This window comes from Amycolatopsis sp. NPDC043887, from assembly GCF_056435665.1.
Genome location: NZ_JBWKEB010000015.1, coordinates 205,525 through 220,058 on the forward strand (window position 1 = coordinate 205,525; position 14,534 = coordinate 220,058).

The window sequence follows — 14,534 nt, forward strand, 5'->3', positions numbered from 1 at the left end:
CGGCGACTCTACGTGAGTTTCTGTGTTCGGGCAGGTGGTTATCGGGCGGCTAGTGGCGCACGTACAGGCGCAGCGTCACGTAACCGGTGATCGCCGAAATGACGATCGAGACGGCGAGCAGGATCGGCGCCACCGGGAACAGCAACTCGAGCATGCCGACCGCGGGGAACACGTCTCCCGTGAGCACCAAGTCGAGCAACAGCACCTTGGTGAGCACGAGGAAGACGATGCCGATGATCGCACCGACCAGGCCGGCGACCACCGCCTCCAGGAGGAACGGCAGCTGCGTGTACCAGCGGGTCGCGCCGACCAGCCGCATGATGCCGACCTCGGTGCGCCGGGTGAACGCCGACACCTGGATCGTGTTGGCGATCAGCAGCAGCGCGGCGATGGCCATGATCAGCGCGGCGCCGAAGGCCAGGTTCCGCACACCGTTGAGCGCGTTGAACACGCGGTCCAGTGCCTTCTGCTGGTCGTCGACCTTGCTGACGCCCGGTTTGCCGGTGTACTCCTGGATGATCGCCTGGCTGCGCTCGGGGTTCTTCAGCTTGACGTGGAGCGACGCGGGCAGCGCCTCCGGCCCGGTCAGCGCGAGCAGTTCCGGCTGGCTCTCGAACATCTTCTTGAACCGCTCGTAGGACTGCTCGCGGTTCTCGAAGACGACCGACTCGACGCCTTCGTTGCCCTGAAGCTCCTGCCGCAGCGACTGGCAGGCGGACTGCGAGCAGTTCGGGTCACCCGCGCTGATGTCGTTGACCAGATAGACCGAAACCTCGACGTCGGCGAGGAAGTTGGCCTTCATCTTGTCGATCGTGCCGACGGCCAGCAGACCGAAGCCGAGCATGGCGAGGGAGACCGCGGTGGTGAGGATCATCGCGATGGTCATCGTGACGTTCCGGCGCAAGCCGGTGACTACCTCGCTGAAGACGAAACTGGCGCGCATCGGGGTTGATGTCCCTTGGAAGTCGTGGGTTACGGAGGAGGGCGGGGCCGGTCAGCGGCCGATGCCGTAGACGCCTCGGGCGTCGTCACGGATGACCTTGCCGAGCTGGAGCTCGACGACCCTTCGCCGCATCGAGTCCACGATCGAATGGTCGTGGGTGGCCATCAGCACCGTCGTGCCGGTGCGGTTGATCCGCTCCAGCAGCAACATGATGTCCTGGCTGGTGTCGGGGTCCAGGTTCCCGGTCGGCTCGTCGGCGAGCAGCACGAGCGGGCGGTTCACGAAGGCGCGGGCGATCGCGACGCGCTGCTGCTCACCACCGGAGAGTTCGTTGGGGAGACGGTCGGCCTTGCCGTCGAGGCCGACGAGTTCGAGCACCTCGGGCACGACCTTGCGGATCGTGGGGCGCGGCTTGCCGATGACTTCGAGCGCGAAGGCGACGTTCTCGGCGACGGTCTTGTTCGACAGCAGACGGAAGTCCTGGAAGACGCAGCCGATGGTCTGCCGCAGCCGCGGCACCCGGCGACGGGCGAGCTTGGCGACGTCGAAGTTGGAGACCATGACGCGACCCTTGCTCGGCACCTCTTCGCGCAGCAGGAGACGCAGGAAGGTCGACTTCCCGGATCCCGAGGGACCGATCAGGAAGACGAACTCGCCTTTGTCGATCTCGACCGACACCCTTTCGAGGGCGGGACGGGTCGAGGTCTTGTAGACCTTGGAAACCTCTTCGAGCCGGATCACGGTTCGGCATACTACCCATGCCCATCGTTAAGCCCGGGTAGCCCGGTCCCGGCGGCCAAGCGAGCAAGGGACCTTTGCTCTCACTCTCTTCCGGAAAGTGACAGCAAAGGTCCCTTGCTCTCTCACGCAGGGTTGTTACGCGGCTCCGGACTGCTTGCGCCAGCGGATGCCGGCCTCCAGGAAGCCGTCGATCTCGCCGTCGAGCACGGACGACGGGTTGCCGACCTCGAACTCGGTCCGCAGGTCCTTGACCATCTGGTACGGGTGCAGCACGTAGGAGCGCATCTGGTTGCCCCAGCTGGAGCCACCGTCCTTGAGCGCGTCCATCTCGGCGCGCTCCTCCTCCTTCTTCCGCTGCAGCAGCCGCGCCTGGAGGACCTTCATCGCGGCCGCCTTGTTCTGCAGCTGCGACTTTTCGTTCTGGCACGAAACGACCACGCCGGTCGGGATGTGTGTGATCCGCACCGCCGAGTCCGTCGTGTTCACGCTCTGCCCACCGGGACCGGACGAGCGGTACACGTCGACGCGGATGTCCTTCTCGGGGATGTCGACGTGGTCGACCTCCTCGACCTCGGGCATCACCTCGACGTGCGCGAAGGAGGTCTGGCGGCGGCTCTGGTTGTCGAACGGCGAGATGCGCACCAGCCGGTGCGTGCCCTGCTCGACCGAGAGCGTGCCGTAGACGTAGGGCGCGGTCACCTTGAAGGTGGCGGACTTGATGCCCGCTTCCTCGGCGTAGGAGATGTCGTAGACGTCCGTCGGGTAGTTGTGGCGCTCGGCCCACCGCAGGTACATCCGGAGCAGCATCTCGGCCCAGTCTGCCGCGTCGACGCCGCCCGCTTCGGACCGGATGGTGACCACGGCGTTGCGCGGGTCGTATTCACCCGACAGCAGGGTGCGGACCTCGAGCCCGTCGATGTCCTTGGTGAGCGCCGTGAGCTCGGACTCGGACTCGGCCACGCTGGCGGAGTCGCCCTCGGCCTCGGCCAGTTCATAGAGGACGCCCAGGTCGTCGAGCCGCTGCCGCAGCTCGGAAATGCGTCGCAGCTCACTCTGCCGGTGGGACAACTGGCTGGTGACCTTCTGCGCCGCTTCGGGGTCGTCCCAGAGGTTCGGGCTGGATGCCTGTTCCTCCAGCTCGGCCACCTGGGCACGCAGCGCATCCAGGTCCATCACCGACTCGATCTGCGTCAGCTTGCCGGCCAGGTCCTTCAGTGCCGCATCGAACTCATCACTCACGTCGGCCAAGGTTACGGCAAAACCCACGACCGGTTGCGGGGAACCGGCCGTGGGCACCTGTCCGGGTCAGGACTGGGGGATGGAATCCAGCAGTTTCAGCGCGGCTTTCGCCTGCGCCTGCGCGAACTCGGCGACGGCCTTGGCGTACGGGCCGTCGGCGGCCTTGGTGGCGACCTTGGCCTCGTCGAGCTGCTGGGTGTAGCTCGCGCGGGCCGACTCGAGCAGGGCCGAGCGCTGCTTGACCGTCAGCGAACCGGCGTGCACGAGACGCAGGATCAGCGGGCTGCGGAGGTGGTCAGGACCGGCTTCGGAGGTCAGCCACGTCTTGAACGCCTTCTTGCCCGCCGCGGTGATGAGGTACTGCTGGCTCGACCGCGGGCCCTGCTTGCCGAGGCGGACGAGGCCCTCCTTCGACAAGGCGGGGAGCTCCCGGTACACCTGGCTGCGGGTCACGCTGAAGAAGGCGCCGAAACGCTCACCCGCCCCCGCGACCAGTTGCCCGCCCGTGGCGGGACCGTCGTGGAGAAGACCGAGCAGTGCGGCGGCTGTTGCATTCAATTCGGACACGTCCTCTACGGTCCCACTTTTCGGAACCTGTGTCCACTGTGGTCAACACATCTGTCCATTGTGGCTAGTGATATGCGCTCATTCGGCCCAACGCACTACGCCTGTCCACAATGGACTGAACACGCTACGCAACCGGCCTCCGCCACGGACAGCGGTACCCGCCCCACGGACCAACGACGGAAGTGATCGCCCCGGAGGGCGCGCTCGATACGAAACAGGAAAAAAGGAGGCGCGGGTCTGCGATTTCCGCAGACCCGCGCCTCTTCTTCATCTGTAGCGGGGACAGGATTTGAACCTGCGACCTCTGGGTTATGAGCCCAGCGAGCTACCGAGCTGCTCCACCCCGCGTCGTTGTGTCAATAGATTACATGGGGGCGAAACCGACTTTCAGGCGGGTACCCCTAACTTCCCGAAGTGCCTTTGACCAGCCATTATGGCAAGACTTTGTCATCCAGCCAGCCGAAGACGCCGTTGAGCACCATGGTCAGCCCGTCGGCGAACCTGCCCTCGACGTCCTCATCGAACACCCAGGCCGTGGGCGTGGCGTCATAGCGCGGGTCCCGTTCGCCCGGAACCGGGTAAACGGCCTGCTCTTCGATGGTGAAACCGACTACGTAGCTGTAGACGGTGAACAACGCTCGTCCGGCCAGGTACGGTTCGAGCCCCGCGTCGACACGCCCTTGAAACGGATTGTCACCGAGAAGGCTGTCGTCGGTCATGAAAGTCCCTGCGAACACCTTCGCCCCGTCACGGTAAGCGAGCATCATCCGGCGCAAAGCCCGTGACGCCAGCTCGAGAGTCTCGCGCTCCCCTGCCCCTTCGGGAACGCGGCCCGGCATCGCGTCCGCGTACATCCGCGTCGCCATCTCGTCGAGCAGCTCCTGCTTGTTCTTCACATGCCAGTACAACGCGGGCGCCTTGACGCCGAGTTCCTGCGCGATCAGGCGGAGCGTCAGCCCGTTGAGCCCGACGTCATTGAGCAGCCGAAGCCCGGCACGGACGATGTCCTGCCTGGTCAGACCCACTTTCATCCCTCATTCCAACGGAAGCGCCTTGACAATTTAACGATGTTAAGGGCACGCTGACCACAGGTCAATTTAACGTCGTTAAGGAGTGGCATGAACAACCTGGGGACGGACGTGATCGTGGCCGGAGCGGGGCCGGCCGGGCTGACGCTGGCCCACGAACTCGCGCTCGCCGGCGTCGATGTCGTGGTCCTGGAACGGCATCACGTACGCACAGGACTGTCGAAGGCACTGAACCTGCAGCCGAGGACCGCGGAAATGCTGGAGCTGCGCGGACTTCTGAATGGCGCCGAGGAGCGTTCGTTCGCGACGGTGCAGGACGGGCATTTCGCGATGATCCCCATCGGCTACGACGGCTGGGGCACTCGATTCCCTTTCCAGCTGGGGATTCCGCAGGCACAGGTCGAGGCGTACCTGGAGGAACGGCTTGCCGCACAAGGAACGAAGGTGAGCAGGGGCGCCGAAGTAATCGATTTCGTACAGGACAAGGACTTTGTCTCTGTTCGGTACCGAACAGACACTGGCGAGAACCGGCTGCACGCGAAGTTCCTCGTCGGCTGCGACGGCGCTCGAAGCGTTGTACGCAAAGGACTCGACGTGGACTTTCCCGGTGTGGACGGTGAAGGTTTCGGGGTGGTCGCGGACGTCCTGTTCGACAAAATCCCCGCCGGTGCGCAAAAACAGTGGCGAACGATGCGGAACGTCGGCGAGCCGACCGGTGCGACCACGTTCAAAGGCCTGATTCCGCTGGGAGAACCGGGCCTCTACCGCTTCGTGTACGGCGACAGGGCCTCGCGACCCAAGGACATCCGGTCCGCCATCTCCCACGACGAGGTCCGGCAGGCCCTGCTCGACTCGTACGGCGAGACGGCGACGGTGTCGGAAATCCGCTGGGCGTCACAGTTCTCCGACGCGGCACGGCAGGCGGAGCACTACCGCGTCGGGCGGGTACTGCTGGCGGGCGATGCCGCGCACATCCATTTCCCGGCAGGGGGCCAGGGGCTGAACCTGGGCGTGCAGGACGCCATGAACCTGGGCTGGAAGCTCGCCGCGACAGTACGCGGATGGGCCGGTGACGACCTGCTCGACACCTACGAGGCCGAGCGGCACCCTGTCGGCGCGCAAGTGCTGCACAACGTCGCCGCTCAACTGGGGCTGACTCCGCGGTCTCACGAGTCGCGCGCCCTTCGCGACCTTTTCACCGACCTGACCTCGCTGCCCGAGGTGAGCCGGTATCTGTCGGGCATGGTTTCCGGTCTCGGGATCCGCTACACGACGCACGGGACGTCGCATCCCGCGCTCGGCTCACGACTCACCGACCAGGACATCGCCACGGAGGCCGGCCCGCTGCGTCCCAGCACGCTCTTCCGCGACGGCGGCTTCGTGCTCCTGACGACCACTCAGGCCCACGTCGATGCCGCCCGGGCCCACGCCCAGTCGCCACGTCTGACCACCCAGCTGGTCACAGCGCTGCCGTGGCCGTCCGTGGAAGCCGTCCTGTACCGGCCCGATGGCTACGCCTGCTGGGTCGCCCCCACGCGGTAGCAAAGGTCCCTTGCTCTCCCCGCGGTACCTAGGGCACCCACTCGACCGACGCCCGGGGGTCCAGGGGGCGGAGCCCTCCTGGCGGGGGTCCGGGGGTTCGACCCCCGGGACAAATGCGAAGGAGGCCCGGTCTGCGCAATCCGCAGACACGGGCCTCCAACCTCTGTAGCGGGGACAGGATTTGAACCTGCGACCTCTGGGTTATGAGCCCAGCGAGCTACCGAGCTGCTCCACCCCGCGTCGTGACACCTACCTTACGCCTGCGTTTCGAGCAGGCGCAAAGCAGGTGCCCTTTAGGTAAGCGACGTCACCCTCCAGGCTGGCCGGAGGTCGGGGGCGCACCGGACGCCGGCGGGTTCGCCTTGGCCGACTCGTAGGCCTTGGAGGCCGCTTCGAGCGCGGCCAGGGCGGCACCCTGGTCTGCGTAGTTCCCGGATTGCTGGGCGGCGCGGAACTTGACCCAGGCGTCGTGCATGTCGCCGGCGGCCTTGTCCAGCGCCGGGTTACCGCCGGCGGGCGGCTGCGGCGTCGTCGTCCCCGGCGGCGGAGGCGTCGTGGGTCCGGGGGTGCCGCCGGTCTGCGGCGGTGTGACCCCGGAGCCCGTGCCCGCGCCGAAGACCTGGTCGAGCGCTTCGTTCAGCGTCGGCGCGAACCCGATCTTGGTGCCGTAGGAGACCAGGACACGAGCCAGCTGCGGATAGCTCAGCTGGTTCCGTTGCCGGATGTAGACCGGTTCCACGTAGAGGAAGCCGTTGGCGACGGGCAGCGTGATCAGGTTTCCGTAGGTGACAGTGACGTTCGGGTTGTTGAACAGCGTCCGGTCCTGTGCGACCCGTGGGTCACTTTGGAATCTGTTCTGGACCTGGACGGGACCGTCCACCTGTGTCGATCCGCTGGCGCCTGTCGGCAGTCTCAGGACGCGCATCTTCCCGTAGTCCTCGGGATCCGAGGACACCGACATCCAGGCCGCGAGGTACTGCCGTTGGAGACCGGTCAGCGAACTGGTGAGCTGGAACCGAGACTTGGTGTCGCCCGGCGCGGTGGCCAGGACGTAGTAGCCGGGCTGGTTGGCGATCCCGGAGGCGGACGCGTTCACGCCGCCTTCCTGCGTCGGGTCCTGCGGAACGCTCCAGAAGGCCTGCTGAGCGTAGAACTCCGCGGGGTTGTTCACGTGGTACTTCGACAGGAGCTCCCGCTGCACCTTGAAGAGGTCTTCGGGGTAGCGGAAGTGCGACCGCAGGTCCGGCGAGATCTCACTGCTCGGCTTGACCAGGCCCGGGAAGACCTGCTTCCAGGCGTTGAGCACCGGCTCGTTGTCCTCGACCCCGTACAGGGTCACGGTGCCGTCGAACGCGTCGACGGTGGCCTTGACCGAGTTGCGGATGTAGTTGATCGAGGAGTTCGCCTGGCGGGTGGTGCCGCTGAGCGAGTCGTTGGTCGCCTGGCCGAGCTGGGTCTGCTGGGCGTACGGGAAGTTGTTCATCGTCGTGTAGCCGTCGACGATCCACTTGATCTTGCCGTCGACGACCGCCGGATACGGGTCACCGTCGAGGGTCAGCCACGGCGCGATCTTGGCGACCCGATCCCGCGGTTCGCGGTTGAACATGATCTTGGATCCGTCACCGATGGCATCGGAGAAGAGAATGTTGCGCTCTCCGTACTCGGCGGCGAAAACGAGGCGGTTGAACCAGTTGTCGATCGGCACGCCGCCGGAACCCTTGTAGATGTAGGCACGGTCGACGGCGGTGTCGTACTCGCCCGGCGCCTGCCCCGCCTTGCCGCCAACGATCGCGTACGCGGCATCGGTCGCGAGCTCGCCGTAGTAGATACGGGGCTCGTCCACCTTGATGCCCGGCTTGCTCGGGTCGGTCGCCCCGGCGCCCGCCGGGTTCTGGGTGTCGCTGGTGGTGGCGATCGGGTAACCACCGTCGGAGTTGGCGTCCTTCAGCGCACGGTCGATCGTGTTGGCCGGCGCCGCGACGAAACCGTTTCCGTGCGTGTAGACGAGGTGCTTGTTGATCCAGTTCGTCTGGTTGCCGGTCAGACCTTCGGTCTTGATCTCCTTGGCCGCGACGATGTAGTCCTGCGTGACCCCATTGAGGGTGTAACGGTCGATGTCCAGCTTGGACGGGAAGCCGTAGAAGTTCTCACGACCGACGCGCTGGGTGAACGTGTCGCTGAGGACGTTCGGGTCGAGGAGCCGGATGTTCGGGACGGTCCCCTTGTCCGCCTTGATCTCCGCGGAGGTCGCCTCGGACTTGCCGGTGTAGTCCTTGTACTCGACGTTGGTCAGCCCGAACGCCTGGCGGGTCGCGTCCATGTTGCGCTGGATCGACGCGGCCTCCTTCTCGTTCGCGTTGGGACGCACCGAGAACTGGTCGAGCACGGCGGGCCACGCGACGCCGACGAGCACGTTCGACAGGATCAGCAGCACCAGCGCGATCGCGGGCAGCTGCAGGTTGCGCAGGAACGCGCCGGCGAAGAACGCGACGGCACAGATCACCGAGATGCACAGAAGGATCAGCTTCGCGGGCAGAACCGCGTTCAGGTCGGTGTAGGTCGCGCCGATGAAGAGCGGCGCCCCCCTGTCGGAGAGCAGCAGGTTGTAGCGATCGAAGAAGTATTCGACCGCCTTCAGCAGCACGAAGATGCCGATGGTGATGGCGAGCTGGGCACGGGTCGGGCCGGCGAGCTGGCCGCCCTTACCCGCGAGCCGGATGCCGCCGAAGATGTAGTGCGAGATCAGCGCCCCGAAGAACGCGATGACGACCGAGATGAACAGCCAGCCCAGGAGCCAGTTGTAGAACGGCAGGTCGAAGGCGTAGAAGCCGACGTCATTGCCGAATTCGGGATCGGTCTGACCGAATGGCGTGCCGTTCAGGAACAGCTGCACGACCTGCCAGTCGCTCTGCGCGGACGCGCCGGCGATGAGCCCGGTGAGCACCGGGATGCCGATGCCGAACAGGCGGATCCGGCCGACGATCGCCGATCGATAGCGCGCGAGCGGATCGTCGTTGCCGGAAATCGGCACGAAGACGGGCCTCGACCGGTACGCGATCATCAAACTGATCGCCAGCGAGCCTCCCACCAGGAGCCCGACGGCGAAGAACAAGACCACACGGGTGATCAACACTGTGCTGAACACCGTGCGGGCACCAACCTCGCCGAACCACAACCAGTCGACGTAGGTGTCCAGCAGTCTCGCGCCCAGCAGCAGCGCCAGAATGACGACGGCGGCGATGATGAGCAGGATCCGGCTGCGCCGGGACAGCTTCGGCAGGCTCACGGGGGGCCGAGTGGCCACTGCACACGCTCCTGGTTTGGTGAACTTTTCGCGGGGACGCGCGTACCGCGTGCGGCCCCTGATGCTCTAACTCTACGGATGCCGTCGGAAGTTCCCGGAACCCGCCCAAACCGGACTCGGAAGGCCACCGTCCCGGTCGCCTGGAACGATGTGCCAATGGCACCGAGTGAGCAACAGGGCGTGGCCGGCCTGGCCCGCGAAGTCGAGGAGTTCGTCGCTTCGGGAGGATGGGACCAGCCCCCGCAGTTGTTCGCGCTGGTCCCGACCGCGGCGCTGCTGGACGAACAACCCGAACTGGCCGGGCAGCTCGACCCGTCGGCCCCGCTGACGCCCGTCGCGCAGGAGGCTCTGCCCGACGGTGACCTGGGTGAAGCGCTGGCGCAGATCGCGTGGCCCGATCTGGTGCTGGGCTGCGCGCTCGCGCAGGAGATCATCGTGCTGCCGCCGGACGCCGAAGCCGAGCTTCCCGTCGTGCCCGAGACCGATGCCGAACGCCTGCGTCAAGCGGCCGCCGACCACCCCCGCCGGACCGAAGCCCGCCTCGTCGCGGCTGTGCTGCGGGATGGTGCCGGAGCGTGCGTCATGCGGCTTCGCGGTGCCGGGCAGCCCTTCGAACCCGGTGACGTCCCTGTCGACGAGATCATCGAAAACCCGGAGCTGGCGCCCAACCTGCTCGAAGCACTGAAAGCCACCCTGCTGCCCTGACCTGAGAAAAGAGAGCAAGGGACCTTTGCTACCACCTGCCGCGGGTCGCGGCCGATAGCGAAGGTCCCTTGCCCTCTTCAGGCAGAACCGCGAGGTGGTAGCAAAGGTCCCTTGCTCCCCCGGCGGTCAGCAGGAGGCGGTCGGCCTACCCGCCTTGAGGTTCTCGAGCTGCGCGATCGCCTCGTCCAGCGTGGACACCTTGATCAGGTTCAGGCCCTCGGGCGCGGCGGTCTTCGCCTCGGCGCAGTTGTGCGCGGGCACGAGGAAATCGGTGGCGCCGGCCTCGCGAGCGCCGACCACCTTGAACGAGATGCCGCCGATCGCGCCGACGACGCCCTTCTCGGAGATCTCGCCCGTCCCGGCGATATGCCTGCCACCGGCGAGGTCGCCGGGCTCCATCTTGTCGACGATCGCGAGCGCGAACATCAGGCCCGCCGACGGGCCGCCGACATCCTGCAGCGAGATCTTCACGTCGAAGGGAACGTCGGCACGGTCCACCGCGGTCAGGCCCATGAAGCCTTCCGGCCCATCGGGCCGCTGCGCGAGCGTGAGCGGCACGGTGCGTTCGGCCTGGCCGTCGGATTTGAAGGTGATCTGGACGGTCTGCCCGGGCTTCGTCCCATTCAGGGCGGCCCGCACCTCGGTCGCCTCCGTGACCGTCTTCCCGTTGACCACCAGAAGCCGGTCGCCGGGGGCGAGCACCTTGTCCGCGGGACTGCCGGAGACGATCGTCTTCGCGAGCACCTTCACCGGGAACTTGCGGCGCAGCGCGGCGACCTGGGCAGCGGTCTGCGAGTCCTGCAGCTGCTGGATGTTCTCCTGCCGGACCTGCTCGTTGGTTTCGCCCGGCTTGAAATATTCCTCGCGCGGCGCCAGCGCGTACCGGCCGCTGGCCCAGAGCCCGAGCGCGTTGAACAGCGTGATGCCGCCATCACGCAGGGAGACCGTCGTCATCCGCAGCTCACCGGAAGTCTGGAAGACCTCGTGCCCGTTGACCTGGATCACGGACTGGCCGGCCGCGTCCTTGCCGAGGGTGTCGTAGGTCGGCCCGGGGCTGATCGCCACATACGGCACCGGGATGAAGAACCCGACCAGCGCGAAGGCGACGAACAGCGCACCGCTGACCAGCAGCGTCCAGCCGCGCCGGGTCAGCCGCCGTTCGGAGCGGTCCTGGTCACCCGCGGAGCCCGCACGGCTCCGCGCTCCTGTGGTCTCCTCCGAGGGCTCTGTCACGCGTGACAGCGTACGGTGACGGTGTTCGCTTCTCGGTGAAGGCCACGCTCATCACTCCACTTGACGAGCTGTGAATCCCGGGACCCGCGTACGGTGGTGCCATGAGCAAACCCCCGTTCGGCTTCGGACCGCCCGATCCCGACAAACGAGGCGAGAACGAGCCGTCGGATTCCGGCGGCCAGCCCTCCGGCGCCGAGGCCTTCAATCAGCTCGGTCAGATGCTCAGCCAGCTGGGCCAGATGCTCAGCCAGGCCGGCAGCTCGACCGGGCCGGTCAACTATGACCTGGCGAAACAGATCGCGTTGCAGAACCTCAGCAGCAGCGGAAGCGCCGACGTCCAACTCGGCTTTTCGTCATCCAGCGGTGGCGACTCGAGTACGGCCGTCCGCGACGCCGCCCACCTGGCGGAGCTGTGGCTCGACGCCGCGACGATCCTGCCCGCCGGAGCCACGACCACCGTCGCTTGGTCCGCGCGTACCTGGGTCGAGAAGACCCTGCCCACGTGGCAGCGCCTCTGCGACCCCGTCGCCCAGCAGGTCTCGGGCGCGTGGGTCCAGGCCCTGCCCGAGGAGGCCAAGCAGGCCGCCGGTCCACTCCTCTCGATGATGGGGCAGATGGGTGGAATGGCCTTCGGCTCCCAGCTCGGCAACGCTCTGGCTCAGTTGGCTTCCGAAGTGCTCACCTCCACCGAGGTCGGTCTCCCGCTCGGCCCCGCGGCCACCTCCGCGCTGCTGCCGGCGAACATCGAGAAGTTCACCGAGGGCCTGGAGCTGCCGACCAGTGAGGTGCTGGTCTTCATCGCCGCACGCGAGGCCGCCCACCAGCGGCTGTTCGCCCACGTCCCTTGGCTGCGGCAGCGACTTCTGGCCACCGTCGAGGAGTTCGCGAGCGGTATCTCCGTCGACACGTCGGCGCTGGAGCAGCTCGCCGGCCAGATCGACCCGTCGAACCCGGCCAGCATCGAAGAGGCCATGTCCTCCGGCCTGCTCGAGCCGCAGACCTCGCCCGAGCAGAAGGCGGCGCTGAACCGCCTGGAAACCCTGCTCGCGCTGGTCGAAGGCTGGGTCGACGTCGTGGTCGCCGAGGCCATCGGCGACCGGCTTCCGGGCGCGGACGCGCTCCGGGAGACGCTGCGCCGCCGCCGGGCCACGGGTGGCCCGGCCGAGCAGACCTTCGCCACCTTGGTCGGGCTTGAGCTCCGGCCAAGGCGGATGCGGGCGGCCTCCTCGCTGTGGAAGCTCGTCGGCGACCAGCACGGCATCGAGAAGCGGGACGGCCTCTGGTCCCACCCCGACCTGATGCCGACCGCCGACGACCTCGACGAGCCGCTCGACTTCTCCGAACGCCTCGGCGATGGCGAGTCGACGCTCGAAGGCATCGACCCGATCGCCGAGATCGAACGGACCGAGCGCGAGAAGAACAAGCCCAAGGGCGACGAAGAAGAGAACTGAGGCACGTCAGTCCTCCGCCGCGATGCCCCATCCGGCGGCGGAGGACAGGCCCTCCAGGTAGCCGATGGCGCGTTCGGTCTTGGGATAACGGCGAACGAGCTCCCAGAACGCCGCGTTGTGCCCTGGTTCCTTCAAGTGCGCGAGTTCGTGCACGAGGACGTAGTCCAGCACCCATCCCGGCACCCGGCGCAGACGATCACTGACCCTGATCGTCGCGTCGACCGGTGTGCAGGACGCCCACCTCGTCCTCATCGGCGGGACCCAGCGAACGCTCGCGGGTATCGCCTTCCCGTCCAGATACTTCACCGAGAGCACGGCGCAGCGTGCCAGCAGCGCCTCGTCCGACGCCTTCGGCGGCGCGGCCTGCCGCGGGCCTTTGCGCAGCAGCTTGCGCTGCATCTCGGCAACCCAGTGCTTCTCCTCCGCCCGGGTCATCCGGGCAGGGATCAGCACGACGAGGGTGTCCTCGTCCCAGTACGCGGTGACGGTCCGGTGGCGGCGTTGGCTACGCCGTACCTCGACCTTGTGTTCGGGAGTGTCCGACGGATTCGTCGTGTCCCGACCCCTCAATGAGGGCGTCCGTGCTTCGACCACTCGACCACGGTAAGGCCAGTCACCGACAACTCCGAGAGCCGAAAGGTCACAGCCTCCAGTTGTCCACAACGGGGTCAACCTGTGGATAACTCGCGTTCTTCCGAGCGGACGGACCGCGAATGGGTGCGATCCTGCGATCATGAACCTTCGCGAACCGGACCTGCGATCGATCATCCTGCCCGCCTTCCCCACCCTGCTTCCGGGGCTGGATGTGCTGGACCGGGGAAACGGCGAGATCCAGATCGGCCTCGACCCCGCACACGCCGTGGTGATCGCCGGCGTCGCCACCGAGGTGGCCGAAGCCCTCCGCGGGCTGGACGGGAAACAGGCCGCGGACGACATCGTGCTCGCGCAGAGCGAACACGACGAACAGCTGCGGGACCTGATGACGGACCTCACGGCTCGAGGTCTCGTGACCGAGGCGGGCCAGTCCGAACGGCATCCGAGACCGAGACCGGAGACCGGGCTCTGGTCGCTTCGCGCTCGCCACCATCAGGCGGCCATGACGGCCCGCCGCAAGCGCACCGCGGTGGCGATCCACGGCGACGGCAGGCTCGCGGTGGCCATCGCCGTCCTGCTCGCCAACGGCGGAGTCGGGCATATCGACGTCCGAGCTTCGGGCAAGGTTCTCGAAGGTGACCTGGGCTCGGGCTACACCGAAGCCGAAATCGGGATGCCACGCCGGGACGCGATGGCTCGGGTCGTGCACCGCACCAGGGCGAGCACCGTGACAACGCGGCTCTACTCGGACCGACGGCCGGAACTCGTCCTGCTCACCGACGCCGTGGTACCTGCCCCCGAAGTGGTCGACGAACTCGTCCGCGACGGGGTCAACCACCTACCGGTGCGCGTCCGGGACGGGGTCGGCATCGTGGGACCTTTGGTGGTGCCCGGCCGCAGCAGCTGCCTGCGCTGCGCCGACCTGCACCGGGCCGGCCGCGACGATTCCTGGCCGAGGGTGGCGAGCCAGCTCGTCGGCCGTGTGCAGCGAGCGGATCTCGGCTCCGTTCAGGCCTGCGCCGCGCTCGCCGCCGCACAGGCGCTCAGGCTTCTGTCCCCGAGCGATCAGGCGCCGCCCGCTTGGAACGCCACGCTGGAGATCGACTTCTTCGACGGCAAGATCCGGCATCGCGACTGGCCGCCGCACACCGCATGCGGATGCGGCGCTCGTTGATACGGCAAGCGAC

At 67.0% G+C, this 14,534-nt stretch carries 12 protein-coding genes and 2 tRNA genes; 4 read left to right on the forward strand and 10 right to left on the reverse strand.

The genetic code is table 11. The features are described 5' to 3' along the window. Window positions 1-49: 49 nt before the first annotated feature. The 6 genes from ftsX to AC069H_RS33715 all read right to left on the reverse strand — a co-directional run bounded on the left by ftsX (window position 50) and on the right by AC069H_RS33715 (window position 4,515). Window positions 50-943 carry a permease-like cell division protein FtsX gene (ftsX, locus tag AC069H_RS33690; protein ID WP_340684289.1) on the reverse strand — a complete coding sequence of 298 codons (894 nt, stop codon included), beginning with the start codon at window positions 941-943 and terminating at the stop codon, window positions 50-52. Window positions 944-994: 51 nt separating this feature from the next. Then, window positions 995-1,684 (reverse strand): cell division ATP-binding protein FtsE, encoded by a 690-nt coding sequence (gene ftsE, locus AC069H_RS33695; RefSeq protein ID WP_005168409.1) that lies wholly within the window; start codon window positions 1,682-1,684, stop codon window positions 995-997. A gap of 135 nt (window positions 1,685-1,819) precedes the next feature. Then, on the reverse strand, window positions 1,820-2,923 hold the full coding sequence (gene prfB / locus AC069H_RS33700; RefSeq protein ID WP_219145734.1) for a peptide chain release factor 2: 1,104 nt from the start codon (window positions 2,921-2,923) through the stop codon (window positions 1,820-1,822). 66 nt (window positions 2,924-2,989) lie between these two features. Further along, complete coding sequence (locus AC069H_RS33705; RefSeq protein ID WP_125789207.1) at window positions 2,990-3,490, reverse strand: PadR family transcriptional regulator; 501 nt, start codon at window positions 3,488-3,490, stop codon at window positions 2,990-2,992. 274 nt (window positions 3,491-3,764) lie between these two features. Continuing rightward, window positions 3,765-3,838 (reverse strand) — tRNA-Met (locus AC069H_RS33710). Window positions 3,839-3,921: 83 nt separating this feature from the next. Continuing rightward, window positions 3,922-4,515 (reverse strand): TetR family transcriptional regulator, encoded by a 594-nt coding sequence (locus AC069H_RS33715; RefSeq protein ID WP_478235041.1) that lies wholly within the window; start codon window positions 4,513-4,515, stop codon window positions 3,922-3,924. A 93-nt stretch (window positions 4,516-4,608) separates the two neighbouring features. On the opposite strand from AC069H_RS33715, the gene AC069H_RS33720 reads away from it, so the two are divergent. After that, window positions 4,609-6,060, forward strand: a complete 1,452-nt coding sequence (locus AC069H_RS33720) for an FAD-dependent monooxygenase (protein ID WP_478235024.1) — start codon at window positions 4,609-4,611, stop codon at window positions 6,058-6,060. A gap of 166 nt (window positions 6,061-6,226) precedes the next feature. Here the strand turns inward: AC069H_RS33720 and AC069H_RS33725 are convergent. Further along, a tRNA-Met gene (locus AC069H_RS33725) sits at window positions 6,227-6,300 on the reverse strand. Window positions 6,301-6,367: 67 nt separating this feature from the next. Next, the gene (locus AC069H_RS33730) at window positions 6,368-9,364 is read right to left on the reverse strand and encodes a UPF0182 family protein (protein ID WP_478235025.1); all 2,997 of its coding nucleotides are present in this window, start codon (window positions 9,362-9,364) and stop codon (window positions 6,368-6,370) included. A 156-nt stretch (window positions 9,365-9,520) separates the two neighbouring features. Here AC069H_RS33730 and AC069H_RS33735 point away from each other — a divergent pair, with 156 nt between their 5' ends. Further along, window positions 9,521-10,069 carry a PPA1309 family protein gene (locus tag AC069H_RS33735; protein ID WP_478226690.1) on the forward strand — a complete coding sequence of 183 codons (549 nt, stop codon included), beginning with the start codon at window positions 9,521-9,523 and terminating at the stop codon, window positions 10,067-10,069. A gap of 126 nt (window positions 10,070-10,195) precedes the next feature. Here AC069H_RS33735 and AC069H_RS33740 read toward each other — a convergent pair whose 3' ends face one another. Then, entirely contained in the window at window positions 10,196-11,200 is a 1,005-nt protein-coding gene (locus tag AC069H_RS33740) for a YlbL family protein (RefSeq protein WP_425342081.1), read from the reverse strand. Between the two features lie 203 nt (window positions 11,201-11,403). Here AC069H_RS33740 and AC069H_RS33745 point away from each other — a divergent pair, with 203 nt between their 5' ends. Continuing rightward, window positions 11,404-12,753 (forward strand): zinc-dependent metalloprotease, encoded by a 1,350-nt coding sequence (locus AC069H_RS33745; RefSeq protein ID WP_378438212.1) that lies wholly within the window; start codon window positions 11,404-11,406, stop codon window positions 12,751-12,753. Window positions 12,754-12,759: 6 nt separating this feature from the next. On the opposite strand, the gene AC069H_RS33750 is transcribed toward AC069H_RS33745, so the two are convergent. Beyond that, window positions 12,760-13,323: a YgjP-like metallopeptidase domain-containing protein gene (locus AC069H_RS33750; RefSeq protein ID WP_478226906.1), complete on the reverse strand. Its 564-nt coding sequence runs from the start codon at window positions 13,321-13,323 to the stop codon at window positions 12,760-12,762. 163 nt (window positions 13,324-13,486) lie between these two features. Between AC069H_RS33750 and AC069H_RS33755 the strand changes: the two genes are divergently transcribed. Further along, window positions 13,487-14,521: a hypothetical protein gene (locus tag AC069H_RS33755; RefSeq protein WP_478235026.1), complete on the forward strand. Its 1,035-nt coding sequence runs from the start codon at window positions 13,487-13,489 to the stop codon at window positions 14,519-14,521. Window positions 14,522-14,534: the final 13 nt, after the last annotated feature.

What these genes read in the sequence shown, in the direction of transcription:
- AC069H_RS33755 (WP_478235026.1), top strand. Translation starts at nt 13,487, where the DNA reads ATGAACCTTCGCGAACCGGACCTGCGATCGATCATCCTGCCCGCCTTC.
- ftsX (WP_340684289.1), bottom strand. Translation starts at nt 943, where the DNA reads ATGCGCGCCAGTTTCGTCTTCAGCGAGGTAGTCACCGGCTTGCGCCGG.
- AC069H_RS33720 (WP_478235024.1), top strand. Translation starts at nt 4,609, where the DNA reads ATGAACAACCTGGGGACGGACGTGATCGTGGCCGGAGCGGGGCCGGCC.
- AC069H_RS33735 (WP_478226690.1), top strand. Translation starts at nt 9,521, where the DNA reads ATGGCACCGAGTGAGCAACAGGGCGTGGCCGGCCTGGCCCGCGAAGTC.
- AC069H_RS33745 (WP_378438212.1), top strand. Translation starts at nt 11,404, where the DNA reads ATGAGCAAACCCCCGTTCGGCTTCGGACCGCCCGATCCCGACAAACGA.